Raw genomic sequence first — 26,430 nt, forward strand, 5'->3', positions numbered from 1 at the left:
CCGGCACGTCGTACTGCATGAGACAGTTCACAATGGCTAGGCAGTGTGGGCGATCTGCTCCTGGATCCGGAATTCGAGACCGTCGGCGACCGCCAGGTACACGTCCTGGTCGACGAGATTGCCGTCGAGCCGCAGCAGGCCGCGAGGGCTGTCGTAGAAGTGGCCGCTCGGGAGGGCGGCCGACATCGCGATGGAGCCGCTGATCTCGCCGAGCCGGGCGAGGAAGCGGATCGCCTCGTAGCAGGACTCACCGACCGCGTTCAGTGCGGGCGCGAAGGCTCCGAAGCGCGCGTAGTACTGCTGGGCGAACTCGCTGCTCTCGACGGTCGTGAGCTTGTCGAAGTACGCCGCGGCCGCGTAGACGCCATGGTTCGCGCCCGATCCGGCGCCGAGCAGCGTGTTCTCCTCGATCGCCGGGCTGAGACGGAGCAGCCTCTCGCTCAGTCCACCGGCCGCGAACTGGCGGTTGAAATGCACCGCGTCCTGGCCCATCAGGAGCATGATCACGCCGTCGGCATCGGTCGCCCGGAGCCCGTCGATCACGTCCCGGAAGTCCGCCGTACCGAGTGGGACGTACGCCGAGTGCACGATCTCGGATCCCGTTCCCTGCAAGGCTTCCTGCGCCACCGAACCGGTGACCCGCGGATAAACGTAGTCGTTGCCGACGACAACCCAACGCCGCGCGCCGAGGTGCTCGCGCAACCAGTGCGCCGCCGGCAGCAGCTGGTTGACCGGCCGCTCGCCGAGCATGAACACGCCAGGCGTGTCGTCACCGCCCTCGTGCATCGCGGCGAACGCGTACACGACCCGCCCACCGATCCGTCGGGTCAGTGCGACCCGGACCGCGGAGATGTGCCACCCGGCCACGGCCTCGACGCGACCCGCGTCGACGAGTCGCCCCACCTCCTCGGCGACGACCGCGGGCGGGCGCCCGGCGTCGACCTGGACGAGCTCGACCCGACGGCCGGCGATTCCGTTCCGCGCGTTCAGCTGCTCGACCGCGAGCTGACCGCAGGCAACACACGACGGACCGTAGATCCCGGTCGGACCCTGCAGCGGCACGACGAAGGCGATCGGCAGTACGTCGGAGCGCCGCACTGTCACCTCCTCCCGCCGTACATTCGGTCCAGTGTGGACGAACCGGAGGCGGAACATCGACCGAACGGCTATATTTCCCACCACCTGAACCGATGAGGGGGTCCTGCGTGCTCCTCTTGCTGAAGCGGATCGAGCGGCAACTCGAGCTGGGTCTGCAGCCGTTGCTCGACGAGTTCGGCCTGACGATCGAGCAGTGGCGGATCATGGCCGCGCTCCACGAGGAGGCCGGGCAGCCGATGTCCGTGCTCGCGGAGTCCGCCGTACTGCCGGCCGCGAGCCTGACCCGGCACGTCGACAAGCTGGTCGAACGCGGCCTGGTGCTGCGGCGCATCCACCCGGACGACAAGCGCCGGATCGTCACGGCGCTCTCCCCCGTCGGCGGAACGGTCGCCGATCGCCTCGCGGCGGCCCAGCGCGAGCTCGAGGCGGACGTAGCGAAGTACTTCCAGATGGAAATACACGAACGTAGCGGATCGGCAACACCCCGGTAACACGGCGTTCCTAGGTTCCTTCCATTCGGGTGCATCCCCCGCCGGCAGCGTCGCCGGTCCGCCGGAGCACCGCTCGCCCGAAGGTGCCGCCAGGAGTTCGCCCATGTCTGTGGAGCCCTCGCTCGACCACCGCACCACCGCTGAACCCCCCGCCCCGACCACCGCGACCCGCGAGACCCTGGAGGACTACACCCTCCGGTTCGCGCCACGCAGCTACCGCAAATGGTCGACCGGCGTCGTCGCCGTCTCGGCCCTCGGCGGGATCGCGTACCTCGCCGACTTCGCGATCGGCGCGAACATCGGGATCTCGTACGGGACCACGAACGCGCTGTGGGGTATCGCGATCTTCGCCGTGGTGATCTTCGCGACCGGCCTGCCGCTCGCGTACTACGCCGCGCGCTACAACATCGACCTCGACCTGATCACCCGCGGCAGCGGCTTCGGGTACTACGGCTCGGTCGTCACCAACGTGATCTTCGCGTCGTTCACGTTCATCTTCTTCGCGCTCGAAGGCTCGATCATGGCGCAGGGCCTTCAGTTGGGGCTGCACGTGCCGCTGTGGCTCGGGTACGCCGTCTCGACGCTGGTGATCTTCCCGTTGGTCATCTACGGGATGAAGGTGCTGTCCACGCTCCAGGTGTGGACGACGCCGCTGTGGCTGATTCTGATGGTGCTGCCGTTCTGCTACCTGCTCATCTCGCATCCGTCGTCGGTGTCGACGTTCTTCGACTACGGTCCGGACGCCGATTTCGGTTCGATGCTGCTGGCGGCCGGGGTGTGTCTTTCGCTGATCGCGCAGATCGCCGAACAGATCGACTACCTGCGGTTCATGCCGCCGAAGACCCCGGAGAACTCGCGCCGGTGGTGGACCGCGATGCTGCTGGCCGGGCCGGGCTGGGTGATCTTCGGCGCCCTGAAGCAGGTGATCGGTCTGTTCCTGGCCGTCTACCTGATCGCGAACGTCGCCGATTCGTCGTCGATCGCGAACCAGCCGGTGCACCAGTTCCTGGAGATCTACCGCGGATTCCTGCCCGGGTGGCTGGCGATGACGCTGGCCGTCGTACTGGTCGTCATCAGCCAGGTGAAGATCAACGTGACGAACGCGTACTCCGGTTCGCTGGCCTGGACGAACTCGTACACGCGGCTGACCCGGCACTACCCCGGACGGCTGGTGTTCCTCGGGTTCAACCTCGTGATCGCGCTGGTGCTGATGGAGGCGAACATGTTCGACTTCCTGAACACCATTCTCGGGTTCTACGCGAACTGCGGGATGGCGTGGATCGTGGTCGTTGCCTCGGACATCGTGTTCAACAAGTACCTGCTGGGGTTGTCACCCAAGGCTCCGGAGTTCCGGCGCGGCATGCTGTACGCCGTCAACCCGGTCGGCTTCGGATCAATGGCAGCGGCCGCGGGCGTCTCGATCATCGTGTTCTTCGGTGGCCTCGGCTCGGGGATCAAGCCGTACTCGCCGCTCGTCGCGATCGGGCTCGCCCTCGTCCTGCCGCCGGTGCTCGCCGTTCTCACCCGCGGGAAGTACTACCTGCGGCGCGTCGACGACGGGCTGGACCTGCCGATGTACGACGAGCACGGGAACCCGTCCGGCGAGGTGCTGACGTGTCACGTGTGCCGGCAGCAGTACGAGCGCCCCGACATGACCGCCTGCGAGACGCACTCCGCAGCGGTGTGCTCGCTGTGCCTGAGCACGGACAAGGTCGCCGACCACGTCCTACCGTTGCAAGCATGACTTCCTCGTGGGAGGCCGCCGCGCCAGGAGACGTCGCGACCTCCCGCCCCGTCGCCCCCTCTGCGCCGAATACCTGGAGGACTTCGCGCTCCATCTGCGGAAAATCCTCCAGGTTCCGCGGAGAAACCTCCTCCGTCAGCGACCCAACCCGCTGCCTCACCTCACGCTGGCTGCCATGATGCAACTTGGGGAGGATTACTTCCCCAATCGGGTACAAAATCCTCCCCAACCCGGCGTGTGGAGCGGGGTCTCGGCTCCATTGAGGCTGCTGTCTCTACAGCCCCTGACCTGTGAAGGGAGTCAGCGGCGGTTGCTTCCCGCGTCGATGCGGCCCCGCACCACCACACCATGAACTTCACTCCCGCCGACGTCGAGAAGCTGCTGCTCTCCGTGGCCGGCATGGTCGCCCGCGACCGGCTGGCCCGGGGAGTGCTTCTCAACCACCCCGAAGCCGTCGCCCTGCTCAGCACCTGGGTGATCGAACGCGCCCGCGAAGGCGCCCGCGTCGCCGACCTGATGGAATCCGGCCGCACCGTCCTCACCCGCGACCAGGTCATGCCCGGCGTCGCCGAACTCCTGCATGACGTGCAGGTCGAGGCGACGTTCCCGGACGGCCGCAAACTCGTGACTATCCACAGCCCGATCATTTGAAGGCAGAAACCATGGCCGACGACGATAGACTTAGCAAGGAAAGACAGGGCGCGGACAACCCAGCCGCACCGGCACTGCCCAGTGACACGGCGGCTGGAGCGGTCCGGGTGCGACCGGGGACCATCCGACTGAACGCCGACCGCTCCGACGACGAACGTTTACAGCTGGTGATCGTGAACGCCGGCGACCGGCCGATCCAGATCGGCTCGCATCTGCATCTGCCCGACGCCAACAGCGCGCTCGCCTTCGACCGGGAGGCTGCGCAGGGATTCCGGCTGGACATCCCGTCGGGTACGTCGCAGCGGTTCGAGCCGGGCGCCTCACGTGAGGTGGCGTTGGTCGCGCTCCGCGGTAGACGGCGGGTGCCCGGGATCCAACTGAAGCCGGCGCCATCGGCCGGAACCGGCGAGGTGGATCGTGGTTGAGATCTCGCGCGCGGCGTACGCCGCGCTGTACGGACCGACTGCTGGCGATCAGGTGCGGCTCGCGGACACGGATCTGTGGGTCGAGGTCGAGCAGGACTACACCGTCGGCGGCGAGGAAGTCGTCTTCGGCGGCGGCAAGTCGATCCGCGAGTCGATGGCGCAAGGTACGACGACCCGCGCGGAGGGTGCGCCCGACACCGTCATCACCAACGTGCTGGTCGTGGACTGGTGGGGCATCGTCCGCGCGGACGTGGGCATCCGCGACGGCCGGATCGTCGCCCTCGGCCGCGCGGGCAACCCGGACATCGCGGACGGCGTACATCCCGACCTCCAGATCGGGCCGTCCACCGACGTGATCGCCGGCGAGGGTCGGATCCTCACCGCCGGCGCGATCGACTCGCACGTCCACCTGCTGTCCCCGTCGCAGCTCCACGAGGCGCTCGCGACCGGGATCACCACGATCGTCGGCGGCGGCACCGGCCCGAGCGAGGGCTCGAAGGCGACCACGGTCACCCCCGGCGCGTGGCATCTCGAGCAGATGCATCGCGCGCTGGACGCCGTACCGCTCAACATCCTCCTGCTTTGCAAGGGCAACACGGTCAGCACCGAAGCCCTCGCCGAACAAGCGCTCGCCGGCGCCGCCGGGTACAAACTGCACGAGGACTGGGGCTCGACCCCGGCCGCGATCGATGCCGCCCTGCGCGCCGCGGACGAGTGGGGTCTTCAGGTCGCGCTGCATGCCGACAGCCTGAACGAGGCCGGGTACGTCGAGTCGACGCTCGGCGCGATCGCGGGCCGCGGGATCCACGCGTTCCACGTCGAGGGCGCGGGCGGTGGTCACGCGCCGGACATCCTCACGATCGCGTCGTACCCGCACGTCATCCCGGGCTCCACGAACCCCACGTTGCCGCACACCGTCAACACGATCGCCGAGCACCTCGACATGCTGATGGTCTGCCACCACCTCAGCCCCAATGTTCCCGAGGACCTCGCGTTCGCCGAGTCCCGGATCCGCGCCACCACGATCGCCGCCGAGGACATCCTGCACGACCTCGGCGCGCTCTCGGTCACCTCCTCCGACGCGCAGGCGATGGGCCGGATCGGCGAGGTCATCACGCGCACCTGGCAGGTCGCTCACGTGATGAAACACCGCCGCGGTGCGCTGACGGGCGGCCTGCCGGCCGACAACGAGCGGGTACGCCGGTACGTCGCGAAGTACACGATCAACCCGGCCATTGCCCACGGCATCGATCACGTCGTCGGCTCGGTCGAACCCGGCAAACTCGCGGACCTCGCGCTCTGGGACCCGCGGTACTTCGGCGTCCGCCCCAGCCTCGTGATCAAGGGCGGCGCGATCGCCTGGGCCGCGCTCGGCGATCCGAACGCGTCGATCCCGACACCGCAGCCGGTGCTGATGCGGCCCGCGTTCGGCGATGCGATCGGGGCGGATCTCTCGTACACGTTCGTGTCTCCGGCCGCGCTCGAGAACGGGCTGGCCGAGCGGCTCGGTCTGCGTCGGGGCCTGCTCGGCGTACGGCCGACACGAGAGCTCACCAAGGCCGATCTGAAGAACAACGACGCGCTGCCGGCGATCGACATCGACCCGGAGACGTTCGCGATCAAGGTCGACGGTGATCTGGTCGAGCCGGCGCCGGCGTCGGTCCTCCCACTCGCTCAGCTCTACGCGATGTTCTGATGGGCAACGCGGAACTGGTCGCGATGATGCTCGCCGACGGCCGGCTGCCGACCGGCGGGCACACCCAGTCCGGCGGCCTGGAACCCGCCGTACGCGCGGGCCTAGGTGCCGACGGCAAGCAACTCGCCGACGTCGCGGCCTACGCGCGGGATCGCCTCCGTACGACGACCCGCGTCGAAGCAGCCGTCGCCGTACTCACCCGCCACCTGTCCCTTTGCGGAACAAAAGTTGCACCAGGCGACGAAAATGTTCCGCAAACCGCGTTGGTCGAGGCTGCGTGGGCGGCCCGCGTGCCCAGTCACGTAGTGCGGGGCGTCTCGCGACGCCAAGGGCGACTGTTGTTGCGCCTCGCGCGCCGCGTCTGGCCCGACGTGTCGACGTACCTGCCGAACGACGGTGAGATCGCGAGACCCGTCGTGCTCGGGGTCGTCGGCGCAGTGACCGGGCTGTCCGCCGAGCAGGTCGCGCGCACCGTCGCGTACGACGACGCGCAGACCGTCATCGCCGCGTCCCTGAAGTTGCTGCCCGTGGACCCGGCCGACGCCGCGACCTGGTTGGCCGGTCTGCACGACGACATCGAGCGGCTCGTCAAGGACGTCGCGCCCCTGACCCGAATCGACGAGATCCCGGCCGACGGCGCGCCGCTGATCGACGTGTTCGCGCACAACCACGCCATCGAGAGAATGAGGTTGTTCCATGCCTGACGTGCATGACGCGCCTGAGACCCGCTCCTTCCGGCTCGGTGTCGCCGGACCGGTCGGCACCGGCAAGAGCTCGCTGATCGCGACCGTCTGCCGCGAACTCGCCGACGAGCTCCGGCTCGGTGTCATCACCAACGACATCTACACCGACGAGGACGCGCGGCTGCTGCGCTCGGCCGGCGTACTCGACCCGGAACGGATCCGCGCCGTCGAGACCGGCGCCTGCCCGCACACCGCGATCCGCGACGACGTCACGCCGAACCTGATCGCGGTCGAGGACCTCGAACGCGACTTCGCGCCGCTCGACGTCGTCCTGGTCGAGTCCGGCGGCGACAACCTGACCGCGACGTTCTCCCCCGCACTCGTCGACGCGCAGATCTTCGTCCTCGACGTGGCCGGCGGCGGAGACGTCGCACGCAAGGGCGGCCCCGGTATCGCCCGCGCCGATCTCCTCATCGTGAACAAGACCGACCTCGCGCCGTACGTCGGAGTCGACGTCGAGCAGATGGTGAAGGACGCCGAGACGGCCCGCGACGGGAAACCTGTGATAGCGCTCTCTCGCACGGATCCCGCCTCGGTCGCCCGCCTCACGGAATGGGTGCGATCCATGGCGCACGCCGTACACACCGGCGACCACACACCCGTCGATCCCGGACCGATGGCCCCGCACTCGCACGTCGGGGAGAACGGCGAAGTCATCACCCATGTCCACGCGCATTGAGGTCGTCGCCGACCCCGTCCGCGACCGCTGTCTGCTGACGACCGACCACCTGTCACCGCGGCAACTGCCCGGTGATGACGGCGTGGTGCGGGTCGCCCTCGTCGCCGCGGGCGCGTTGCTGCTCGCCGGCGACGACGTGCGCATCGAGATCGCGGTCTCCGGCGCCGTACGGCTGGAGATCGTGGAGACCGCCGGAACTGTTGCCTATGGCATGCGCGGCGGCTCGGCGCGCTGGGACATCGACATCCGGCTCACCGACGGCGCGAGCCTCCAGTGGTACGCCGAACCGTTCGTCGTCTCCGCCGACGCCGAGGTCACCCGTACGACGACCGCACGCCTCGCGACCGGCTGCACCGCACACGTTCGCGAGTCACTCGTCCTGGGCCGCCACGGCGAAACCGGCGGCATCCTGCGCACCGCGACCCGCGCCTGGCTCGGCGAGGACCTGCTCCTCGCCGAGGATCTCGACCTCTCCCCCGAAACTCGCACCGGCTGGGCAGTCCTGGGCACGAACCGTTGCCTCGACACCGTGACCACACTCGGCTTCCGGCTCCCCGACGACCCGCAAACTCTGCAGCTCGAGGGTCCCGGCTCGATCGCACGCCGACTGGTCCACGAACAACATCTGAGCACCCTGAACCACCCAGCCTCCGCGAGCTACGCCCGGTAAGCGCTCCACATGTCGCTCATGCGGGCGCTCTGGTCCGGGGTGAACTGGTTGTAGCAAGAGTCGTACGAGTAATCCATGTAGTTGTGGATCGGGTCCAGGCCCGGCAGCGAGCACGAGTCCCGTCCGGTCGGGCAACCGCTGCTCGGACTGCTCTGCGCGGGCGTGTCGGCCACCTCGTCGTTCGTCGCCGTACAGCCGCCCTGGAAGGTGTGGTACAGCCCGAGCCAGTGGCCCGCCTCATGCGTCGCGGTCTCACCGAGGTCGTAGTTCGTCGCCGAGCCACCGGGCAGCGACGTGTACTGCACCCGGATCCCGTCGATGCCGGGCTGCCGCGCGTAGTCCCACGGGAACGTCGCGATCCCGAGGTACGCGAAGTCGACCAGCCAGATGTTCAGCGCGTTCTTGCCGCCCTGACGGGTCTTCTTGCGGTACGTGCTGCTCTGCTTGTCCTTGTGCCACTGGTTGTTGTCGTATTTGTTGACGCCGGCCAGCGTGAACGTGAAGCCGGTGTTCGCGGCCTGCGACGACTCCTGACCGCCGTACGTCTTGTTCAGTACGTCGATCTGCTGCGTGATCTGGGTGTCGGTGACGTCACCGTTGCCGCTGGCATCGCGCATCACGTGAACGTAGACGGGCACGTTCACCGCCGCTGCGACGCTGCGAGCAGTCTTTGCCTTCAGCAACTTCGCCGTCTGGACCTCGATGGCCTTCTGCTCGGCGGCCGAGATATCTCGGGTGTCGGCGCCGTGCCCGCCCTTCGCGGACGCGCCGGCCGGCGGTACGAAGCAGTCCGGCGCCTCGCCGACCGGTGTTCGCGCGGTGGCTTGACCGCTCAGCGGAGTCAGGAGCAGGGCCGAACCGGCAATCAGAACCGCCACGGCACGGGAACGAGGGATGAGAGATCGCATAGCTGCGCTCCTCCGGGTCGGGCCGCTGGGCGGGCGGCCGGTTGCCCCGAATACTGCCCAGCACATACCTGACGCGGAAGGAGTCACCTCACGAACCAGGGGAAACCTTCGAGACTCGGCAATGACTCGATGATTGCTATATACCGATCATCAGACTATTGTCTGGGTCATGTCCTCTTCCGAGATGCGCGAGCCGACGTTCCTCGTCCTGGCCGCGCTCGCCGATGGCCGCAAACACGGTTACGCGGTGATCAGCGAAGTGTCAGGCCTGTCCAGCGGCCGCGTCACCCTTCGACCGGGCACGCTGTACGCCGCCCTCGACCGCCTCCGCGACGAAGGGCTGGTCCGCCCGGCCGGCGAGGAGATCGTCGACGGCCGCCTCCGCCGGTACTACGAACTTACGGACGCCGGCGCCGAGGCGCTGGCCACCGAGGCAGCTCGCCTTCAGTCCAACGCCGACCAGGCTCTCCGCAGGCTCCGGCTCCGGCTAGGCCCGGCGGCCGGAGGTGGTGTCGCGTGAGCGCCCTGTACCGCGCAGTACTGAAGTGCTACCCGCGCTGGTGGCGCGACCAGCACGGGGAAGAGGCTCTCGGTCTCTTGCTTGACTCCGCCGAGGCCCGCGGCCGCGCCGACTTCAGGGACTTGCTCAATCTGGCGGCCCACGCCGCTCGGCTCCGCCTGACGCAGGCAGGTCCGCCCACCCTGGCCCAGGGGATCCGCAACCGGGTATCGGTGATCGCGCTGGCGCTGCTGGCCGCGATCAGCAGTACCTTCCTGGTCTTCGGCGAATGGGCGCCCTGGGATCCGCGAACGAGTATGGAGGGCTCGCCGATCGGCAACGTGACCACCGGATCGATCTGCTTCCTCGCCGGGCTGCTCGCCGCGATCGCGATGGTCCTCGGCCGGGCGGCCTCCGCGCGGTGGCTCGCGGCCTTCAGCGCACTGAGCGCGCTGGCGATCATGGTGCCGCCGATCGAGCAGTTCGCGCACAGCTTCGGCTTCACCCGGCCGCCAGGCGGCGTCCTCGCCTTCGTCATCATGGTCGGCGCCCTCGCGGCGACCGGCGAGCCGCGGCGACCCCGCAGCAGCTCCCGGGGCCTGTTCGCGCTGCTGGCGGCCGGTCCGACCATCGCCGCGATACTCATCCTCGCACCGTCACTCGGACCCGAGCCGTGGTTCTACTACCGCCTGCCTGACCAGATCTCGCTCCGGATCGGCCTCGGGATCCTGCTGGGCACCGGCCTGATCGTGCTCGCCACCGTCCTGCTGATCGCGGGTCACCGGATCTGGGGAGCGGCACTCGCGGTGAACTCGGCGCCCTGGCTGCTGTTGTTCGCTCTCGATCCGACGGTGCGCGGCGTGGGAGCGGGGCCGGTCGGCGGCCTGAGTCTCCTGGCCCTCGTGATCACGGCCGCGCTGCTCGCCGGCCTGATCGTGGTCCGAATCAGCCGGCACCGGGAGGCGGCCGAAGAAGTAGAGCGTGCTGCGGCAGGCTAGCGCTGGAGCCCAGGTCGCGAGGCTAGATGAAGATCGACAGGAGTAGCGTCATGGCCAGGCCCATGATCGAGATGAGGGTTTCCATCAGCGACCAGGTCTTGATGGTCTCGCCGACGGTCATGCCGAAGTACTCCTTGACCAGCCAGAAGCCGGCGTCGTTGACGTGCGAGAAGAACAGCGAGCCGGCGCCGATCGCCAGCACCACCAGCGCGAGATAGGTCGTACTCTCGCCGGCCGCGAGCGGCGCGACGATGCCGGCCGCGGTCACCGTCGCGACCGTCGCGGAACCGGTCGCCAGCCGGATCAGCACCGCGACGATCCAGCCGAGCAGGAGCGCCGACAGGTTCGCCGCGATGGCGATCTTCGCGATCGCCGTACCGGTGCCGCCGTCGACCAGGACCTGCTTGAAACCGCCGCCGGCGCCGACGATGAGCATCACGCCGGAAATCGGGAGAAGGCTCTCTCCGATCTTTCTGCTCAGCTCCGGGATGCCGAAACCCACCCCCGTGCCGAAGGTGAACATCGCGAGCAGTACGGCGATCAGCAGCGCGACGACCGGGTCGCCGACGAACTGGAGCACCGGATAGAGCGCGTTCTCCTTGCTCATCCAGACGTCGGACGCGGCCTTGAGCAGCATCAGCGCCACCGGGAACAGCACCGTCACGATCGTCGCGGTGAAGCTCGGCGTCCGGGTCCGGACCGAACCTGGCGCAGCATCCTTGGGTGTGCTGTGCTCGCCTTCGATCTCGTGGTGCCCTTCGCCGACCTCGAGCGCCGTACCCGCGGCCCCGATCGGGACCCACTTCGCCGCGAGCCGCCCGAACAGCGGACCGGCGACGATCACCGTCGGAATCGCCACCAGCAGACCCAGCGCCAGCGTGATGCCCACATTTCCCCCGAGTACGCCGATCGCGGCCAACGGCCCGGGGTGCGGCGGCACGAAACCGTGCAGGACGGACAGGCCCGCGAGTGCCGGGATCCCGAGCAGCATGGCTCGCGCGCCCGTGCGCCGTACCGCCAGGACCACCACGGGAATCAGCAGTACGAGGCCGATCTCGAAGAACATCGGGATCCCGATGATGAAGGCGATCAGCGCCATCTTCCACGGGAGCGCGCCGGACCTGCCACGCAGGATCGTGTCGACGACCTGGTCCGCTCCGCCGGAGTCGGCGAGCAGTTTGCCGACCATCGCGCCGAGGGCGATCAGTACGCCGACGTACCCGAGGACGCTGCCGACGCCGTTCTCGTACGACTTCGTGACCGCACCGGCGCCGATCCCGGACGCAACGCCGACGAACAGCGCCCCGATCGTGAGCGACAGGAACGCATGCACCTTGAACGCGACGATCAGCGCCACGATCACCGCGATCCCCAGCACGGCGACGATCAGCACCCGGGTGTCGTGCCCGTTCCACGGCGCGTTCACATCCGCCTCAGCGACCAAACCGATTCCGTACGCGAGACCCATCGCTCCACCGCCCTCGAACCAACCCCCGGTTTCTTCGCAGTCTCCCACCACCCCACCGATTCGGGCGGCCAACCCGGCGCGTTCCGGAGGCTGAGGTCTTGCGGTCGAATTATCGATCACTCACCGTCTGGGTGATCGATCACTCGACTGCTTCGCCAGACACCTCCCCCGCCCAGTGAGGACCCGTCGCCATGCCTCGAACTGTGTCCTTCCGTCTGCTCCTCGCCGGCCTGGTGGCGGCGCTGATCGCCTCCGCGGGATTGCTGCCGGTCGGCGCCGCGCCCGCGCAGCACCTGATCCCGATGGTGCGCTCCACCGATCTCGTGCACTGGGAGTTCCTCGGCGACGCGTTCAGCGCCGAGAGCCATCCCGAGTGGGCGCCCTGGCCGCAGAAGGGGTATTGGGCGCCGGACGTCCGGTACGTCGACGGCCAGTACTACATGTACTACTCGGCACCGAGCTCCACGCCGCTCGGCGCCGCGATCGGGCTCGCGATCTCGTCGTCGCCCGCCGGGCCGTGGAAGGACATCGGTCATCCGGTCGTGGACTTCGTCGCCGACAGCGAGGTGATGGAGATCGACCCGATGATGTTCATCGACGACGACGGGACGAAGTACCTGTACTACGGCTCGTTCCGCCGCGGCGGGCTGCACGTCGTACGACTGTCGCCCGATGGCCGCAGTACGGTCGGTACCTCGCAGCAGGTCGTCGCCGGTGAGCGTGGAGAGGGCGGGTGGGTGGCGAAGCGCGGGCCCTGGTACTACCTGTTCTACTCAGGCTACGGCTGCTGCAACGGCAACGTCGGAGGCGGTGGTTACCCGGTGCTGGCCGGGCGCTCGACCTCCCCCACCGGCCCGTTCGTCGACGAGAACGGTGTGTCGCTGACCGCCGCTCAGCCCGGTGGGACGATCGTGAACTCGTTCAACGGGAACTCGCTCTCTGCCACTGGACACAATGCCACCTTGCGTTGGATATCGGGACCGCGGACAGCCCGCTGGTGACGGGCTACGCGCGGGTCTCCCCCGGCACGACCTGGAACACGACGCGCGGCTACGGCTGGGTCGGTACGGCGCCGCAGGGTCGCGATCGCGGCAGTACGTGGGATGCGCTCCGGCGGGACTTCTGCGGCGACTATCCTGCACGCACGCTGCGGATCACGCTGCCGCCTGGTCCGGTCCGCCTTTTGGCGCTCGTCGGCGACGGCGGCCCGGACTGTCCTCCGACGATCATCGCCGAGGGCAACAAAGTCCTTGCCACGTCCGCCGATCTCCCCGGCGGCATCTTCACCTGGCTCCACGCCGACCTCGACGGCGGCCCCACCGGCCGGTCCGCCGACCTGACCCTCGACAGCGAACCCGACCGCTTCTGGCACCTAGGCGCCCTCGTCCTCACCTGACCTCACCGCTGGCGGGGTGGGACTGTGGTGTCGCGGAACATGATCTCGGTGGGGGCTGCGGGGAGGGGGTCCGGTTCGGGTTCGTTGCGGATGGCTGCGATCAGGCGTCGCATCCCGTGCCGGCCCGACGTCTCGCGGTCCACACGAACCGTCGACAACGCGGGAGTCCCGTAGCGTACGAGCATCAACGACTGCACAGCCTCGACACCGGTATCGGGATGCCACGGCCCGTCGTACACACCGTGCGACCGCAACCCCAACCGCTCACAAGCCTTCAGATACCCGGACTTCCGCAGCTGCGCCGACTTCCAGTCCTGCGGCCCCGCCGCATGGAAGAAGTCGCGATGCCCCAGGTCGGCGAGCCGCGACAGGATCTCTTCCATCGTCGCCTCGTCCGCCGCCACCCGCCTCGACCGCGTGCAACCGATGGTCGAACTCAGCAGTCTGTACGACGACACCACCCGGCTTGACCGTCAACGGGGTCACCGACAGCACCCCGTCCACTTGACCACGCGAAAGGATCTCGTCGGCGAGCCGGCTCAACGCCGCCGGGTCCTCGTCGACGCCGATCACGATCTCGACCTGGTACCCGAGCCGCTGCGCCTCCTCACACGCCGCGGCAACGGTCCGCTCCGGCCCGGTCCACCCCGGCAGGATGATCGCGACCGCCCCGGTACTCCGCGTCCGCATCGCCCGTGCCATTAGGTTCGGCCGGTACCCCAGCTCGTCGACCGCGGCCTTGATCCGCACCGACGTGTCCGGCCCAACGGTCGGATCGGCCCGCAGGTACCGCGACACCGTCTGATGCGACACCCCGGCCAGCGCAGCCACGTCGTACATCGTCGGCCGCCGCTGCACACTCATACCGCCACGATACTTGCGAGCGGTGTGATTGCCTTCGCGGCGTGGTCAGTCGGGGCGGACGGTGAGGAGGCGATCGAGGACCTCGGCGGCCTCGTCGTACCCGGCGTCCGTGATGCGTTGCAGTTCGCGGAGATCGTGCGCGGCCGCCGCTCGGCGGGTCAGCAGCTCGCCTGCGTGCAGGCACCCCTCGTCCAGCAGATCGCTCAACTCCTGGACGTCGCCGCGCGCCTCGGCCAGGTCGGCGAGCCGGTCCATGGCCCGCTCGTTACCGTCGTCAGCGAGCGCTCTCAGGGTTTCCCGATCGTTCTCGAAACTGGTCATACCCCGATCGTGCGCCATGGCCCCCAGTGAGGCAACGTCAGCCGACGTGAACCCAGGGGCGGTTCGAGCGTTTGGGTTCGGCTCGGCGGAGGACCTCGCGGGTGACCGGCGGTACGTCGCCCTCGCCGGAGATGAGGTAGCGGAACAGGAAGTAGAACGGGTTGCCCTCGGCCCAGGCGAAGTAGATGTGGGGCATCACGTGCCAGTCGTCGCGCATCTTCAGCAGCAGTGCCGCGATCGCGTTCGGGACGCTGGGGCTGTCGACGCGCAGGATCTTGTAGCCGAACCGTTCCTCGCCGCGCACGTCCAGCTCGGTCTCGAACTGTGACGCGTCGGTGAGCGTGACCTCGAGGAACAGGATCGGCAGGCCTTCCGGCAGGTTGCGTACCTCGCGCTGCTCGGCCTCCTTCTCCTGGTACTCCGCCTCGTCCCGGGCGTCCGGCTCGTTCGCGATGATCCGGAGTTCACCATGCTTGGCGGCCGCCGCGATCAGCCGGCACGCTTCCTCGTCGAACCGGATCTCGGTGGCGCGCAGCTCCAGCGAGCGGGTGGCGCGAGAGATCAGCGAGGTGAGGACGATCGCGACGATGAAGAACGAGGCGATCTGCACGCCGTCCGGCCGCTCGATGATGTTCGCGACGGTCGTGTAGAGCAGCACCACGCTGATCACGCCGAACCCGACGGTCTTGGCCCGCTCCCCCTTCCGCCGGGCGGACAGCGTGACCGCGATCGACGCGGACATGATCAGCACCAGTACGCCGGTCGCGTACGCACCGCCCTGCGCGTCGACGTCGGCCTTGAACAGGATCGTGATCACGAACGCGATCAGCCCGAACACGATCACCAGCGGCCGGGTGGCCCGGGCCCAGTCCGGGACCATGCCGTAGCGGGGCAGGTAGCGCGGCACGATGTTCAGCAGGCCGGCCATCGCGGACGCCCCGGCGAACCACAGGATGAGAATGGTGCTGACGTCGTACACCGTCCCGAAGATGTTGCCGAGGTGCTCGTGGGCAAGGTAGGCGAGCGCTCTCCCGGAGGCCTCGCCGCCGTCCTTGAACTCGTCCTCGGGGATCAGCACGATCGTCGTGAAGCTGCTGGTGATCAGGAAACCGCTCATGATCAGCGCGGCCGTGGTCAGCAGCTTGCGGGTGTTCCGGATCCGCGTCGCCGGGTGGGCCGGGTCGTCCTCGGCCGCACCGTCGACCTGCGGCATCACCGCGACACCGGTCTCGAAGCCGGACAGGCCGAGAGCGAGCTTCGGGAACACCACGAGCGAGATGCCGATCATCACCCAGATGTTCGAGTGCTCGGTGGTCAGCATGCCGCGCCAGTTCGTGACCAGCTCCGGCGCGGTGATCACGTTCCAGAGCGCGTTCCCGACCACGATCAGGTTCAGGCCGAGGTACACGACGACCAGGGCGACCGCGATCCCGATCGCCTCGCCGAAGCCGCGCAGGAACACACCCGCCAGCAGTGCCAGCAGGACGAGAGTGATGATCACCTCTTTGCCTTCGAACCAGTGCGGCATGTACGGGTTCTCGATCACGTGCGCGGTGGCGTCTGCGGCGGACAGCGTCATCGTGATGATGAAGTCGGTGGCCATGAAGCCGAGCAGGACCAGGATCGTGAGCTTGCCCTTCCAGCGGCCGAGCAGCCGGTCGAGCATCGCGATAGAGCCCTCTCCGTGCGGGCTCTCGGCCGCGACCCGGCGGTAGACCGGCAGGGCGCCGAACAGGGTCAGCAGGACCAGGATCAAGGTCGCGACCGGTGAGAGCAGACCGACCGCGGCCGCGGCGATCGCGGGCTGGTAGCCGAGCGTCGAGAAGTAGTCGACACCGGTCAGGCACATCACCTTCCACCAGCGGTGGGTCGGGTGCGGCGCCGGCCGGTGCGGGCCCGGGTGCCCGGACGGACGGTCGTGCAGCAACCAACGAACCGCCCGCCCATGGGTGGGCGGCGGTACGCCGACCGTCTCGTTCTCACGCGTTTCTGTCACCGCCCGGAGCCTAACCAGCGGTCAGCGGCCGACCCGGTCCTTCTAACGCGCTTCTAACAACCCCACCGTGAGAGCCGTGCCACGTTCACGCGGCGGAGTTGAACCAGGTTCTCAGTCGTGGGAGTCGGCGGAGTAGGAGTTGGTCGAGGAGGAGTACGGCGGCCAGGGTGAGGCCGAAGAGGGGTAGGAAGAGGGCGAGGGCGATGACGAGGACGGCCAGGGCGGGGGTGGCGCGGAGTGGGAGGCGGCCGCGGGGTGCGCCGAGGGAGTTGCCCTTGGGGCGGCGGCGCCACCACATCAGCGGTCCGCTGACGCACATGAACATCACGCCGAGGCAGAAGACCGTGGTCAGCCAGAAGTTGAGCGTGCCCAGGCGCCTGCCTTCGTGCAGTGCGATGCCTTGGGCAACGACCTTCGCCAGGGCCGGGTAGTCGCTGTACCCGTACGTCGACACCACGCGGCCGCCGTACCGGTCGACGTGCAACGTGCGCTCCTTGCCGGGGTCGTTGAACGCGTACCCGATCGCCGAGAAGACTCCCTCGTCGTCAGCGGGCAGCGCGATCGTCATCGGGCGCCGCAGCCCGTTGCGCTGGCCGACTGCGATCGCGGTGTCGACGGTGGCGACCGACCTTTTCCCGTCGGCCGGGTTCGAGCGCGGTACTTCGGTCTTGCCCAGACCCCACGCCACCGAGTGGCTGTGCGGGAGCGACTCGTCCAAGGTCGAGGTCGGGTTCGACAGCGCACCGGGATCCTCGCCCCAGAACGACGTATCTTGATGGGTCGCGAGTTCCTGGGTCTTCGCGCCCCAGAATCCGGTCCACGGCAGGCCTGACACGATCAGGAAGAGCAGTCCGAGTCCGAGGAACGCGCCGGTGCGGCCGTGTCGTGAGCGCAGTACGGCGCCCGCCGCTCCAGCGGCCCGTCGGCGCGCTCGCGCGACCCTTCCCCGGATGAACAGGTAGTAGCCGGTCAACGCCATCACGATCGCCCAGCAGGCGGCGATCTCGATCACGTAATCGCCCCAGCGGCCCGCCATCAGTTCTCCGTGCAGCAGGATCGCGGCGCCCGACAGCGTCGTGTCGGGGTTGAGCGAGCCCAGCACCTTGCCTTCGTACGGGTCCACGAACACGTCCCGCGGCCCGTCTGCCGTGTCGACGGAGAACACCGTCGAGCGGTCCGGCGCGGAGGGCTCGGTCATCGACACAACGGTCGCGTCGGGGAAGGCCCGGCGTACCTCGTCGAGCTGCGTCTCGTACGGCTGCGCGACCAGGCCGGCGGGCTGGTCGACCTTCATCACGTCGGCGTGCAGAACCGGTTCGATCTGGAAGCGGAACAGGTAGATCAGGCCGGTCGCGGCCAGGATCAGCAGGACCGGGATCACCAGGAAGCTGGCGTAGAAATGCCATCGCCAGAACGCCCGGAACAATCCGGTGCCGCGGCTGCGCCCAGCGTTGTCCGGCTTCGCCGGGGCCTCCAGAACTGCGCTCACGTCCACTCCTTCTCCGCACGGTCCAGTTGAGGAGTCGGCTCGCGGGGACGATCAGTTCCAGCGGTTCCATGTGGCGTGGGACACAGATGCGGCGTCAGGGTCTGTCGGAGCGGGATGCGACGATGGTTCGGCCATGCAGCAGACCTGGGGGTTTCGAGGGACGCGGGCCGCGATGTTCGCGGTCACCTGCGTGCTGCTCGCCGCCCTCGGCCACGTCGTGATGTCCGGTGCGGGCCTTCCGTGGTGGGCGATACCGATGGGCTTCGGCTGGATCGGCGTCACCGCGTGGATCGTCGCCGACCGGGAGCGCGGCGTACCGTTCGTCGTCCTCAGCACGCTGGTGGCGCAAGGAGCGCTGCACCTGGTGTTCTCGCTCGCGCAGTCGATGGCGGTCCCGCACGCGATGCACACCGGCGCTGGGCATGACATGACCGGTACGTCGTCATACGGCATGCTCGGCGCCCACCTGCTCGCGGCGCTCCTGTGCGGTCTGTGGCTCGCGTACGGGGAGCGGGCCGCGTTCGCCGTACTGCGATCCGTCGCCCGCCTGATCCTGCTGCCGTTGCTGCCGTTCGCGCGTCCACAGGTCATCGCGCACCAGCCACGGATCCGGCCGGCTGACTCCCCCACGCCGTACGACGACCTGCTGCTCGTTCACGCCATCACCTCCAGGGGTCCACCCCGCGGAATCGCTGCTCTCTGACAGCACGATTCACCCCGGGCGTTCGCCGTCCGGGGCTGTGCCATGCCATTCGGCAGGCCTCCGCTCACCGGTGTCGCGTTTCCACGCGCCGCCGGATCTTCGGACTTCAGAAGGACTCAATCCATGGCTTCTGCCTTGATCGACGACCGATCAACACAATGGGCGATCGCCGCACGTGACGGTGATCTCGTTGCCCTCGACCACTTCGTCCGCGCCCTGCACCACGACGTACGGCGCTATGTCGCGCACCTGAGCGCCGATCCGCACTCGGCCGACGATCTCACCCAGGAAACGTTCCTGCGGGCGCTGCAAAGCCTGCACCGGTTCGAGGGACGGTCGTCGGCGCGGACGTGGCTGCTTTCGATTGCCCGCCGTACCGTCGCCGACGACCTGCGCCGCAAGGCCGCACGCCCGCGAATCTCCGGGCACGACTGGCAGCGCGCCGCCGAACAGACCCAGCCGCGGGACCTCCCCGGTTTCGAGGACGGCATCGCCCTGACCGAACTGCTCGACAAGATCCCCGGCGACCGCCGCGAGGTCTTCGTGCTCACCCAACTCGCCGGCGTCCCGTACGCCCAGACCGCGGCCCACCTCGGCTGCCCGGTCGGCACCGTTCGCTCCCGGGTGTCCCGGGCGCGAACGACCCTCGCCGACCTGCTCACCGCCTGACCGATCCCGGCTGCCTCCCGGTTCATGCGGGAGGCAGCCGGGCCTAGGATCGGCGGTATGGCGACACGGCTGGTACAGATCTCGATCAAGGCTGACGACAGCTCCGCGCTCGGTAGGTTCTGGGCGGACGCGCTCGGCTGGGAGGTGACCGAGGACAACGCCGAGGAAACCAACCTCGAGCCCAAGGGCTTCAGCTATCCGGACCCGAGCGCCGTCTGCATCGACCTCATCCCCGTACCTCTTCACAAGACGGCGAAGAATCGCGTTCACGTCGACCTCGCCACGACGTCCCCGGCTCATCAGGCGGAGCTGATCGAGCGCCTCCAGAACCTCGGCGCGACGCCGGCCGACATCGGCCAGGGCGATGTCCCGTGGACGGTCCTCGCCGACCCGGAGGGCAACGAATTCTGCGTGCTGGAGCCGCGGCCGATCTACAGGGACACCGGCCCGATCGCCGCAGTCGTCGTGGACTGCGCGGACCCGCGAGCCATGGCCCGGTTCTGGTCCGCCGCCATGGACTGGGTGCTGCACGAGGTCAACGACGACCACGCCGTACTGCGGTCCGCCAAAGGCGTCGGCCCGTACCTCGAGTTCCTCCGCAGCGCCGATCCGAAGACCGGGCTCGACCGCATCCACCTCGACCTTCGCCCGTACCCCACCGACGACCACGCGGCGGAGGCGGATCGACTGCGCTCCCTCGGCGCCACCGACCTCGACATCGGCCAGGGCGACGTACCGTGGACCGTCCTGGCAGACCCCGAGAACAACGAGTTCTGCCTCCTCACTCCCCGCTAGGTATTGAGGTCCGCGACCAGTTTCTCGATGCGGGTGCGGATCTCGTCGCGGACCTCGCGGACGACCTCGATCGGCTGTCCGGCGGGGTCGGTGAGTTCCCAGTCCTCGTACCGTTTGCCGGGGAAGATCGGGCAGGCGTCGCCGCAGCCCATCGTGATCACCACATCGCTGGCGCGGACGTCCTCGGTCTCGAGCACGTGCGGGACGTTGCCGGCGATGTCGATGCCGACCTCGCGCATCGCCTCGACCGCGGTCGGGTTGATCCGCTCCCGCGGTTCGGATCCGGCCGAACGGACCTCCACGGTGTCGCCGGCCAGGTGCCGCAACCACCCCGCAGCCATCTGCGAGCGCCCGGCGTTGTGGACGCAAACGAACAACACGACAGGCTTACTCACGACGCAACTCCAGATTCGGTACGGCGAGCTCCTCCGCGGAGTCGCCTTCGGGATAGAGCACGACGACCAGGCCGGCGCCTATAACCGCGCCGATCACCTGGAAGAACGCGAAGCCAGGGACGGATCCAGGTGCAATCCCGGCGAAGGTGTCGCTGAACGCGCGGCCGATGGTCACGGCAGGGTTCGCGAACGATGTGGACGAGGTGAACCAGTAGGCCGCGCCGATGTACGCGCCGACAGCAGCAGGTGCGGCGGCGGAGCGACCGGTCCGGACCAGCGCGAAGATCAGCAGGATCAGCCCCGCGGTGGCGACCGTCTCTCCGATCCACAAATGACCTGCTGAGCGGTGCGTCGTCGACCACGACACTGCGGCCTGACCGAACATCACATTGGCCAGCATCGCGCCCGCGACCGCGCCGACGACCTGCGCAGCGACGTACGCGGACAAATCCCGCAGACTCAGCCCGGCACCGTTTCGTCGGCCGAGCCACCAAGCGACGACCGACACGACCGGGTTGAAATGCGCACCGGACACCGGTCCGAGCATCAGGATCAGAACAGCCAGCCCGAGCGCGGTCGCGAAGGAGTTCTCCAGCAACTGCAGCCCGGTGTCACCGGGTGAGAGCTTGGCGGCCGCGATCCCCGAACCGACAACAACCGTCACCAGCAACCCGGTCCCGAGCCCTTCCGCAACAACCCGCCGCCACAACACTCGGCTCATCCGTTGCTCACCGGCACCGCCAGCTCGCTGAGGAGAACCCGGACGCGGCGCTCGATCTCGTCGCGGATCGGGCGTACGTCGGCCACATCGAGGCCGGCCGGGTCGTCGAGCTCCCAGTTCTCGTACCGCGTGCCGGGAAAGATCGGGCAGGCGTCGCCGCAGCCCATCGTCACCACCACGTCGGCGGCCCGCACGACCTCGTCGGTCCACGGCTTCGGGTACTCCGTGGAGATGTCGATCCCGCGCTCGGCCATCGCGGACGTCGCGGCCGGGTTGACCTCGATCCCAGGCTCGGAGCCGCCCGACCAGGCGACCGCTTGATCCCCGGCCAGGTGCTGGAAGAACCCCAGGGCGATCTGCGAGCGGCCGGCGTTGTGCACACACAGGAACAACACGACCGGCTTGCCGTCGTCGTGGTGCCCCTCGACGCGCGCGAGTGCGTTGAGCCGTTGCCGCGCGAACCGTTCGGCCAGCAGCGGAAGGAAGTTCGGGACCGTGCTGCCGGACGCGAACTGGTCGTAGCTGGAATGCAGGAACCGCTCGATCGTCTCCGGGCCGTAGATGCCCGAGAACTCGTCGGTCAGTCGCGCGGCCGCGGTGCGCAGGGCGAGGCTCTGGTCGATGGACAGGTCTTCGCGGCGGTGCCAGGCAACTTCGGTCATCGCGCGCTCCCCTCAGGTGACAATGCAGGTGTCAGGGCAGGCGCCAGCCGGTCGATTCGGTCGGCGATTTCGGAGTAGGCGGCCTCGAAGGCCGCGTCGGTGTCGGTCGGTGCCGGGTCGGGGATCGACCAGTGCAGGCGGGTTTCGTGCTCGAGATGTTCGTACGCGTTGTCGCACACCGCGATCAGCAGATCGTCACGCCGTACGACGTCCCGTAGCCGCGCGGTGCGCCACCCGGCCGGATCGAGGCCGTGCCGCCGGGCGACCTGCACGGCTCGTGGATGTACACGCTCTGCCGGCTGCGTGCCCGCGGACAGCGCCGGGAGCCGGCTGCGCCGCGACCAGATCGCAGCGGCCAGCTGTGAACGCGCCGAGTTCTGCGTGCACACGAACACGACGCGCTTCGCGCCGCTCAGCGCGGGTGTCGAGATCGACGCCAGCGCCTCAGGGCGGAGCCGCACATAGGTACGCCGCCTGTCGCCCTCAGACCGCGTCCGCGCGACGACGCCGGCCGCTTCCAGGACCTTCAGATGATGAGCCACCAAGTTCGTCGGCAATTCCAGCGCGGTGGCGAGCTCACCCGGCGCCGCGTCACCGGCCACCAGGGTGTCCACGATCGCGAGTCGCGCCGGATCACCGAGCGCCGCATGAATCCGGGCTCGCTCTGCGACGGTGAATCTCTCAGCGTTCATTGACTCAATGATTGCTGAGCTATTTCAATGCGTCAAGCCGTGGCTCAGGTCAGCGGCGCCGGCGTCGCGAGGAGGGTGCCGATCCACTCCAGGCGTTGCGGGACGGACCAGTAGTAGACCCAGGTCCCGCGGCGTTCGCAGTCGACCAGGCCGGCCTCGCGGAGAACCTTCAGGTGGTGCGAGATCGTCGGACCACTGACCTCGAACTGCGGCGTCAGGTCGCAGACGCAGATCTCGCCGGCGGCCGACGTGATCATCGACAACAGCCGCAGGCGGATCGGGTCCGCGAGCGCCTTGAACACCACGGCCCCTTCAGTGGCGGCGGCCGGCTCGAGGGCCGCGTCGGAGATCGGCGTACAGCAGGCGCCGCCCGAGATCGGCGTCAGGGTGATCTCCTGTTTCGACATACGTCTATCTTGACTGTTGTCGAATCAAGAGGCAAGGTGGGACTCGTTGATTAGATGATCGTCGAGACAGGGAGTGGATCGTGGGCGTGCAGATGGCGGCACCCGTGGTGGTCGTTGGGGCAGGTCCGGTCGGGCTGGCTGCGGCGGCGCATCTGGCCGAGCGTGGGCTGGACTTCGTCGTACTGGAATCCGGTCCGGGCGTTGCGGCGGCGATCGGGGAATGGCGGCATGTGAAGCTGTTCAGCCCGTGGCGCTACGACCTCGACAACGCGGCACGGCGGCTGCTCGAGGCGGCCGGCTGGAGCGCGCCGGATCTCGGTACGCTGCCGACCGGCGGCGAGCTGATCGACGCGTACCTCGAACCGCTCACGAAGGTCCCGCAGCTCAACGACAAGATTAGGTACGGCGCTGAGGTGGTCGCGATCACCCGCGTCGGATTCGACCGGATCCGCACTGCTGGACGTGAGGACGCACCGTTCCTGATCCGCCTCGCCGACGGCACCGAACTACTCGCGTCGGCCGTAATCGACGCCTCCGGCACCTGGCGCAAACCCAACGTCCTCGGCGGCTCAGGCATCCCCGCCCGGGGCGAGACGTTCGCGATAAACCACACTGCTCATGCGCTGCCCGACGTACTTGGGGCTGATCGGGAGCGGTATGCCGGACGTCGGACGGCCGTCGTCGGCGCCGGCCACTCCGCGGCGACCACTCTGCTGGACCTCGGTCGCCTTGCGGACGAGGTGCCAGGAACCGAGATCGTGTGGGTCGTCCGCGGCACGGACCAGGCCCGCACATACGGCGGAGGCGACGCCGACGAGCTCCCCGCCCGCGGCGCCCTCGGATCCCGCCTGAAGAAGCTCGTCCAGTCCGGACAGGTCGAACTGGTCAGCTCCTTCCGCATCGAGTCCATCAGTACGCCGAACGGACGCATCGAACTGCGCTCCGGCGACCGCACCGTCACCGCCGACACAGTCGTGAACTCCACCGGGTTCCGCCCGGATCACGACATCGTCGCGGAACTGCGCCTCGACCTCGACCCGGTCCTCGGCTCCACCCGCGCCCTAGCCCCGCTGATCGACCCGAACCAGCACTCCTGCGGCACGGTGCCGCCGCACGGCGTCGACGAACTGGCCCATCCCGAACCGGGCTACTACGCGATCGGCGCGAAGTCCTACGGCCGCGCGCCGACGTTCCTGCTCGCCACCGGATACGAACAGGCCCGCTCCGTCGTCGCCGCACTCGCCGGTGACTGGGAAGCCGCCCGCGACGTCCAACTCGACCTCCCCGAAACCGGCGTCTGCTCCTCCAACCTCGCCTTCGGCGAATTCGCCGACGAAGCGAGCAGCTGCTGCGGCCCCACGCCGCAACCCGTCGAGCTCACCACACCAGCCGCCCGCGGCCTCGCCACCGGGATCAGCGGCGGCCTGCTCACAGTGATCGAGGACAAACAATCCGGCTGCTGCAACTGATGTCCGCGCCCGCCACCACGACCGGCCGCACCGGCTCCGGTCGTGGTGGTGTGCGACGCGAGGTCATCGCCGCGCTAGCGATCACCACCACCGTCAGCTACGGCGTCCTCTACTACGCCTTCAGCGCCCTACTCGAACCGATGCGCCAGGACCTGCGCATCTCCCCCACCACCGCGACCGGCGCCCTCACCCTCGCCTCACTCATCAGCGCCGTCCTCGCCGTACCCGTCGGCCGCCGGCTCGACAACCGCGGCGGCCACGGAATCATGAGCATCGGCTCCGTCATCGCAACCGTGGCAGTCCTCGCCTGGTCGCAGGCCCAGAACACGATCCAGCTGTACGCCGCTTTCGTTGCCATCGGCATCGCTTCGGCGATGGTGCTCTACCCACCCGCGTTCGCTGTCGTCGTCGCAGTCACCGCACCACAACGGCGTACCGCCGCGCTCCTGGCCATCACCCTCGTCGCCGGATTCGCCAGCTCGATCTTCATCCCACTGACCGGCCAGCTCGTCCACGCCCTCGGCTGGCGGCACGCCCTCCTCGTCCTGGCCGCCGTACTCGCCGTCGCCACGATCCCCTTGCACGTCCTCGCCCTGCGCCGAACCCAACCAAACAGCACGCACCTCGAAGCTCTCCAGACGTCACCGACCCGCGTTCTGCGCGACGTCGGCTTCTGGCTGCTCGGGGTCGTGTTCGTCCTCCACAGCGCCGCCCTCGCGATCATCGGCGTGCACCTCGTCACCTACCTCACGAAGCTAGGGCACTCCCCCACCACCGCCGCCACCCTCGCCGGCCTGCTCGGTCTGCTCTCCGTCACCGGCCGGATCACCGTCTCTGTCCTCCGTCGATGGTTGCCGATGACATCGATCACTGCCGCGGTCATCACGCTCCAAGGCATCGCCCTGGCCGTCCTACCCGCCGCCGGTAGCAGCACCGCAGGCGCCGCCGGCTGCCTGATCGCGTTCGGGCTCGGCTTCGGTGTCGCGTCGATCGCGAAGCCAGCGATCATTCTCGACCGGTACGGCGACCAGGGCTACGCGACCATCGCCGGCCTTCTCGGTACGCCGACCACGCTCGCAGCCGCGACCGCTCCACTGGCCGCCGCAGCCCTGGCCACCGCGCTCGGCTACACGCCTCTCATCCTGAGCGCGGCCGCCGCCTGCACCCTCGCAGGCCTCACCCTCGTCGCCACCCACTTCCTTCCCACGCGCATCACGCCGGCCGCACGTCGCTAGTCGCGTTCTTGCGGGCCCTCGGCTTGCGAGGTTTAGGACGGTTGCCATTGCCGTTGCCCGCGGTCTCCGGCTCGGGCTCGGCCGCGAACGGGATGAACGGCATGGTCAGTGGAAGGGCGGCCAGCCGCATCAGCAACAGGACGTTGTCGTCGCCGGCGGTCTTGTTGAGGCGGAGACGCCCGCAGTTGGTGCACCGGTGGATGAGGACCCAACGGCCCTCGCCGCGGACCGTGACCGCGATCGGCTCCATGCCGCCGGCACAGTCGGCCTTGCGATCACCCGGCACGTTGCGGTCGAGATGACGCGACCACAAACAACTCGGGCAATGATTGCGATGGGTAGTTCCAGGGGCGTCGAGGGAAACCTCTACGCCGCAATGTTCACAGCTGAACGAACGTGCGAATACCAAACCGAAGAACCTTTCAGAGCAAACCTGCAGGACAGAGCAGACATACGCGTCCCTCCTTCCGGTCCGCACCGACTGATCCGGCGCACGTCCCCCCAGCAGATCAGCCCACCTCCAACACCGTCAAACAATTAACCGCC

31 protein-coding genes are annotated in these 26,430 nt (G+C 68.5%); 17 read left to right on the forward strand and 14 right to left on the reverse strand.

What is annotated here, in order from left to right; translation table 11 throughout:
* Positions 1-36: 36 nt before the first annotated feature.
* On the reverse strand, positions 37-1,098 hold the full coding sequence (locus tag ACLJOO_RS36580) for a substrate-binding domain-containing protein (RefSeq protein WP_410792263.1): 1,062 nt from the start codon (positions 1,096-1,098) through the stop codon (positions 37-39).
* A gap of 107 nt (positions 1,099-1,205) precedes the next feature.
* On the opposite strand from ACLJOO_RS36580, the gene ACLJOO_RS36585 reads away from it, so the two are divergent.
* From ACLJOO_RS36585 to ACLJOO_RS36620, 8 genes are all read left to right on the forward strand, one after another.
* Positions 1,206-1,589, forward strand: a complete 384-nt coding sequence (locus ACLJOO_RS36585; RefSeq protein ID WP_410792264.1) for a MarR family winged helix-turn-helix transcriptional regulator — start codon at positions 1,206-1,208, stop codon at positions 1,587-1,589.
* A gap of 103 nt (positions 1,590-1,692) precedes the next feature.
* Positions 1,693-3,333, forward strand: coding sequence for a purine-cytosine permease family protein (locus tag ACLJOO_RS36590; protein ID WP_410792265.1), 1,641 nt, complete (start codon positions 1,693-1,695; stop codon positions 3,331-3,333).
* 348 nt (positions 3,334-3,681) lie between these two features.
* Positions 3,682-3,984 (forward strand): urease subunit gamma, encoded by a 303-nt coding sequence (locus ACLJOO_RS36595; protein WP_131337901.1) that lies wholly within the window; start codon positions 3,682-3,684, stop codon positions 3,982-3,984.
* 74 nt (positions 3,985-4,058) lie between these two features.
* Positions 4,059-4,409: an urease subunit beta gene (gene ureB, locus ACLJOO_RS36600; protein ID WP_410792478.1), complete on the forward strand. Its 351-nt coding sequence runs from the start codon at positions 4,059-4,061 to the stop codon at positions 4,407-4,409.
* A complete protein-coding gene (locus ACLJOO_RS36605; RefSeq protein ID WP_410792266.1) occupies positions 4,402-6,105 on the forward strand; it encodes an urease subunit alpha in 1,704 nt (567 codons plus the stop codon). Before ureB ends, ACLJOO_RS36605 begins: the two co-directional genes overlap by 8 nt.
* Positions 6,105-6,809 (forward strand): urease accessory protein UreF, encoded by a 705-nt coding sequence (locus ACLJOO_RS36610; protein WP_410792267.1) that lies wholly within the window; start codon positions 6,105-6,107, stop codon positions 6,807-6,809. Before ACLJOO_RS36605 ends, ACLJOO_RS36610 begins: the two co-directional genes overlap by 1 nt.
* On the forward strand, positions 6,802-7,527 hold the full coding sequence (ureG, locus tag ACLJOO_RS36615) for an urease accessory protein UreG (RefSeq protein WP_410792268.1): 726 nt from the start codon (positions 6,802-6,804) through the stop codon (positions 7,525-7,527). The genes ACLJOO_RS36610 and ureG overlap by 8 nt, the downstream gene beginning before the upstream one ends.
* Entirely contained in the window at positions 7,511-8,197 is a 687-nt protein-coding gene (locus ACLJOO_RS36620; RefSeq protein ID WP_410792269.1) for an urease accessory protein UreD, read from the forward strand. The genes ureG and ACLJOO_RS36620 overlap by 17 nt, the downstream gene beginning before the upstream one ends.
* Here ACLJOO_RS36620 and ACLJOO_RS36625 read toward each other — a convergent pair.
* Positions 8,185-9,075, reverse strand: coding sequence for a zinc metalloprotease (locus ACLJOO_RS36625; RefSeq protein ID WP_410792270.1), 891 nt, complete (start codon positions 9,073-9,075; stop codon positions 8,185-8,187). The two genes, ACLJOO_RS36620 and ACLJOO_RS36625, sit on opposite strands and share 13 nt — an antisense overlap.
* Before the next feature lie 199 nt (positions 9,076-9,274).
* Here ACLJOO_RS36625 and ACLJOO_RS36630 point away from each other — a divergent pair, with 199 nt between their 5' ends.
* Complete coding sequence (locus ACLJOO_RS36630; RefSeq protein ID WP_410792271.1) at positions 9,275-9,625, forward strand: PadR family transcriptional regulator; 351 nt, start codon at positions 9,275-9,277, stop codon at positions 9,623-9,625.
* Positions 9,622-10,602 (forward strand): hypothetical protein, encoded by a 981-nt coding sequence (locus ACLJOO_RS36635; RefSeq protein WP_410792272.1) that lies wholly within the window; start codon positions 9,622-9,624, stop codon positions 10,600-10,602. Before ACLJOO_RS36630 ends, ACLJOO_RS36635 begins: the two co-directional genes overlap by 4 nt.
* Before the next feature lie 22 nt (positions 10,603-10,624).
* On the opposite strand, the gene ACLJOO_RS36640 is transcribed toward ACLJOO_RS36635, so the two are convergent.
* Entirely contained in the window at positions 10,625-12,070 is a 1,446-nt protein-coding gene (locus ACLJOO_RS36640) for a gluconate:H+ symporter (RefSeq protein WP_410792273.1), read from the reverse strand.
* 191 nt (positions 12,071-12,261) lie between these two features.
* Between ACLJOO_RS36640 and ACLJOO_RS36645 the strand changes: the two genes are divergently transcribed.
* Both ACLJOO_RS36645 and ACLJOO_RS36650 read left to right on the forward strand, forming a co-directional pair.
* Positions 12,262-13,071, forward strand: coding sequence for a family 43 glycosylhydrolase (locus ACLJOO_RS36645; protein ID WP_410792274.1), 810 nt, complete (start codon positions 12,262-12,264; stop codon positions 13,069-13,071).
* Positions 13,068-13,466 carry a hypothetical protein gene (locus tag ACLJOO_RS36650; RefSeq protein ID WP_410792275.1) on the forward strand — a complete coding sequence of 133 codons (399 nt, stop codon included), beginning with the start codon at positions 13,068-13,070 and terminating at the stop codon, positions 13,464-13,466. Before ACLJOO_RS36645 ends, ACLJOO_RS36650 begins: the two co-directional genes overlap by 4 nt.
* Positions 13,467-13,468: 2 nt before the next feature.
* Here ACLJOO_RS36650 and ACLJOO_RS36655 read toward each other — a convergent pair whose 3' ends face one another.
* From ACLJOO_RS36655 to ACLJOO_RS36675, 5 genes are all read right to left on the reverse strand, one after another.
* Positions 13,469-13,651 (reverse strand): hypothetical protein, encoded by a 183-nt coding sequence (locus tag ACLJOO_RS36655; protein ID WP_410792276.1) that lies wholly within the window; start codon positions 13,649-13,651, stop codon positions 13,469-13,471.
* Between the two features lie 79 nt (positions 13,652-13,730).
* Positions 13,731-14,330 (reverse strand): LacI family DNA-binding transcriptional regulator, encoded by a 600-nt coding sequence (locus ACLJOO_RS36660; protein ID WP_410792277.1) that lies wholly within the window; start codon positions 14,328-14,330, stop codon positions 13,731-13,733.
* 45 nt (positions 14,331-14,375) lie between these two features.
* Positions 14,376-14,651, reverse strand: a complete 276-nt coding sequence (locus tag ACLJOO_RS36665; protein ID WP_410792278.1) for a hypothetical protein — start codon at positions 14,649-14,651, stop codon at positions 14,376-14,378.
* A gap of 37 nt (positions 14,652-14,688) precedes the next feature.
* Positions 14,689-16,647 carry an amino acid transporter gene (locus tag ACLJOO_RS36670; RefSeq protein WP_410792279.1) on the reverse strand — a complete coding sequence of 653 codons (1,959 nt, stop codon included), beginning with the start codon at positions 16,645-16,647 and terminating at the stop codon, positions 14,689-14,691.
* 85 nt (positions 16,648-16,732) lie between these two features.
* On the reverse strand, positions 16,733-18,136 hold the full coding sequence (locus tag ACLJOO_RS36675) for a PepSY-associated TM helix domain-containing protein (RefSeq protein WP_410792280.1): 1,404 nt from the start codon (positions 18,134-18,136) through the stop codon (positions 16,733-16,735).
* A 133-nt stretch (positions 18,137-18,269) separates the two neighbouring features.
* Between ACLJOO_RS36675 and ACLJOO_RS36680 the strand changes: the two genes are divergently transcribed.
* From ACLJOO_RS36680 to ACLJOO_RS36690, 3 genes are all read left to right on the forward strand, one after another.
* Positions 18,270-18,839 carry a hypothetical protein gene (locus ACLJOO_RS36680; protein WP_410792281.1) on the forward strand — a complete coding sequence of 190 codons (570 nt, stop codon included), beginning with the start codon at positions 18,270-18,272 and terminating at the stop codon, positions 18,837-18,839.
* 123 nt (positions 18,840-18,962) lie between these two features.
* Positions 18,963-19,508, forward strand: coding sequence for a sigma-70 family RNA polymerase sigma factor (locus ACLJOO_RS36685; RefSeq protein ID WP_410792282.1), 546 nt, complete (start codon positions 18,963-18,965; stop codon positions 19,506-19,508).
* Between the two features lie 57 nt (positions 19,509-19,565).
* The gene (locus ACLJOO_RS36690; RefSeq protein ID WP_410792283.1) at positions 19,566-20,303 is read left to right on the forward strand and encodes a VOC family protein; all 738 of its coding nucleotides are present in this window, start codon (positions 19,566-19,568) and stop codon (positions 20,301-20,303) included.
* On the opposite strand, the gene ACLJOO_RS36695 is transcribed toward ACLJOO_RS36690, so the two are convergent.
* Genes ACLJOO_RS36695 through ACLJOO_RS36715 form a run of 5 tightly spaced genes read right to left on the reverse strand, consistent with a single transcriptional unit; the run spans position 20,300 to position 23,180 of the window.
* Positions 20,300-20,698 carry an arsenate reductase ArsC gene (locus ACLJOO_RS36695; RefSeq protein WP_410792284.1) on the reverse strand — a complete coding sequence of 133 codons (399 nt, stop codon included), beginning with the start codon at positions 20,696-20,698 and terminating at the stop codon, positions 20,300-20,302. The genes ACLJOO_RS36690 and ACLJOO_RS36695 overlap by 4 nt on opposite strands.
* Complete coding sequence (locus tag ACLJOO_RS36700) at positions 20,691-21,419, reverse strand: aquaporin (RefSeq protein ID WP_410792285.1); 729 nt, start codon at positions 21,417-21,419, stop codon at positions 20,691-20,693. The genes ACLJOO_RS36695 and ACLJOO_RS36700 overlap by 8 nt, the downstream gene beginning before the upstream one ends.
* Positions 21,416-22,081 (reverse strand): arsenate reductase ArsC, encoded by a 666-nt coding sequence (locus tag ACLJOO_RS36705; protein WP_410792286.1) that lies wholly within the window; start codon positions 22,079-22,081, stop codon positions 21,416-21,418. Before ACLJOO_RS36705 ends, ACLJOO_RS36700 begins: the two co-directional genes overlap by 4 nt.
* Positions 22,078-22,773: a helix-turn-helix domain-containing protein gene (locus tag ACLJOO_RS36710; RefSeq protein ID WP_410792287.1), complete on the reverse strand. Its 696-nt coding sequence runs from the start codon at positions 22,771-22,773 to the stop codon at positions 22,078-22,080. The genes ACLJOO_RS36705 and ACLJOO_RS36710 overlap by 4 nt, the downstream gene beginning before the upstream one ends.
* A gap of 44 nt (positions 22,774-22,817) precedes the next feature.
* Positions 22,818-23,180: an ArsR/SmtB family transcription factor gene (locus ACLJOO_RS36715; RefSeq protein WP_410792288.1), complete on the reverse strand. Its 363-nt coding sequence runs from the start codon at positions 23,178-23,180 to the stop codon at positions 22,818-22,820.
* Positions 23,181-23,260: 80 nt separating this feature from the next.
* On the opposite strand from ACLJOO_RS36715, the gene ACLJOO_RS36720 reads away from it, so the two are divergent.
* Both ACLJOO_RS36720 and ACLJOO_RS36725 read left to right on the forward strand, forming a co-directional pair.
* On the forward strand, positions 23,261-24,649 hold the full coding sequence (locus ACLJOO_RS36720) for an FAD-dependent oxidoreductase (RefSeq protein ID WP_410792289.1): 1,389 nt from the start codon (positions 23,261-23,263) through the stop codon (positions 24,647-24,649).
* Complete coding sequence (locus ACLJOO_RS36725; RefSeq protein ID WP_410792290.1) at positions 24,649-25,884, forward strand: MFS transporter; 1,236 nt, start codon at positions 24,649-24,651, stop codon at positions 25,882-25,884. Before ACLJOO_RS36720 ends, ACLJOO_RS36725 begins: the two co-directional genes overlap by 1 nt.
* Here ACLJOO_RS36725 and ACLJOO_RS36730 read toward each other — a convergent pair.
* Positions 25,862-26,362, reverse strand: coding sequence for an RNHCP domain-containing protein (locus ACLJOO_RS36730; RefSeq protein ID WP_410792291.1), 501 nt, complete (start codon positions 26,360-26,362; stop codon positions 25,862-25,864). The two genes, ACLJOO_RS36725 and ACLJOO_RS36730, sit on opposite strands and share 23 nt — an antisense overlap.
* Positions 26,363-26,430 lie beyond the last annotated feature (68 nt).

Source organism: Kribbella sp. C-35, from assembly GCF_046549195.1.
GTDB lineage: Bacteria > Actinomycetota > Actinomycetes > Propionibacteriales > Kribbellaceae > Kribbella.

Coding starts and splice junctions, on each gene's coding strand:
- ACLJOO_RS36590 (WP_410792265.1), top strand. CDS start 1,693: ATGTCTGTGGAGCCCTCGCTCGACCACCGCACCACCGCTGAACCCCCC.
- ACLJOO_RS36595 (WP_131337901.1), top strand. CDS start 3,682: ATGAACTTCACTCCCGCCGACGTCGAGAAGCTGCTGCTCTCCGTGGCC.
- ACLJOO_RS36610 (WP_410792267.1), top strand. CDS start 6,105: ATGGGCAACGCGGAACTGGTCGCGATGATGCTCGCCGACGGCCGGCTG.
- ureG (WP_410792268.1), top strand. CDS start 6,802: ATGCCTGACGTGCATGACGCGCCTGAGACCCGCTCCTTCCGGCTCGGT.
- ACLJOO_RS36620 (WP_410792269.1), top strand. CDS start 7,511: ATGTCCACGCGCATTGAGGTCGTCGCCGACCCCGTCCGCGACCGCTGT.
- ACLJOO_RS36630 (WP_410792271.1), top strand. CDS start 9,275: ATGTCCTCTTCCGAGATGCGCGAGCCGACGTTCCTCGTCCTGGCCGCG.
- ACLJOO_RS36640 (WP_410792273.1), bottom strand. CDS start 12,070: ATGGGTCTCGCGTACGGAATCGGTTTGGTCGCTGAGGCGGATGTGAAC.
- ACLJOO_RS36645 (WP_410792274.1), top strand. CDS start 12,262: ATGCCTCGAACTGTGTCCTTCCGTCTGCTCCTCGCCGGCCTGGTGGCG.
- ACLJOO_RS36655 (WP_410792276.1), bottom strand. CDS start 13,651: ATGCTCGTACGCTACGGGACTCCCGCGTTGTCGACGGTTCGTGTGGAC.
- ACLJOO_RS36660 (WP_410792277.1), bottom strand. CDS start 14,330: ATGAGTGTGCAGCGGCGGCCGACGATGTACGACGTGGCTGCGCTGGCC.
- ACLJOO_RS36665 (WP_410792278.1), bottom strand. CDS start 14,651: ATGACCAGTTTCGAGAACGATCGGGAAACCCTGAGAGCGCTCGCTGAC.
- ACLJOO_RS36680 (WP_410792281.1), top strand. CDS start 18,270: ATGCAGCAGACCTGGGGGTTTCGAGGGACGCGGGCCGCGATGTTCGCG.
- ACLJOO_RS36685 (WP_410792282.1), top strand. CDS start 18,963: ATGGCTTCTGCCTTGATCGACGACCGATCAACACAATGGGCGATCGCC.
- ACLJOO_RS36690 (WP_410792283.1), top strand. CDS start 19,566: ATGGCGACACGGCTGGTACAGATCTCGATCAAGGCTGACGACAGCTCC.
- ACLJOO_RS36700 (WP_410792285.1), bottom strand. CDS start 21,419: ATGAGCCGAGTGTTGTGGCGGCGGGTTGTTGCGGAAGGGCTCGGGACC.
- ACLJOO_RS36705 (WP_410792286.1), bottom strand. CDS start 22,081: ATGACCGAAGTTGCCTGGCACCGCCGCGAAGACCTGTCCATCGACCAG.
- ACLJOO_RS36710 (WP_410792287.1), bottom strand. CDS start 22,773: ATGAACGCTGAGAGATTCACCGTCGCAGAGCGAGCCCGGATTCATGCG.
- ACLJOO_RS36715 (WP_410792288.1), bottom strand. CDS start 23,180: ATGTCGAAACAGGAGATCACCCTGACGCCGATCTCGGGCGGCGCCTGC.
- ACLJOO_RS36725 (WP_410792290.1), top strand. CDS start 24,649: ATGTCCGCGCCCGCCACCACGACCGGCCGCACCGGCTCCGGTCGTGGT.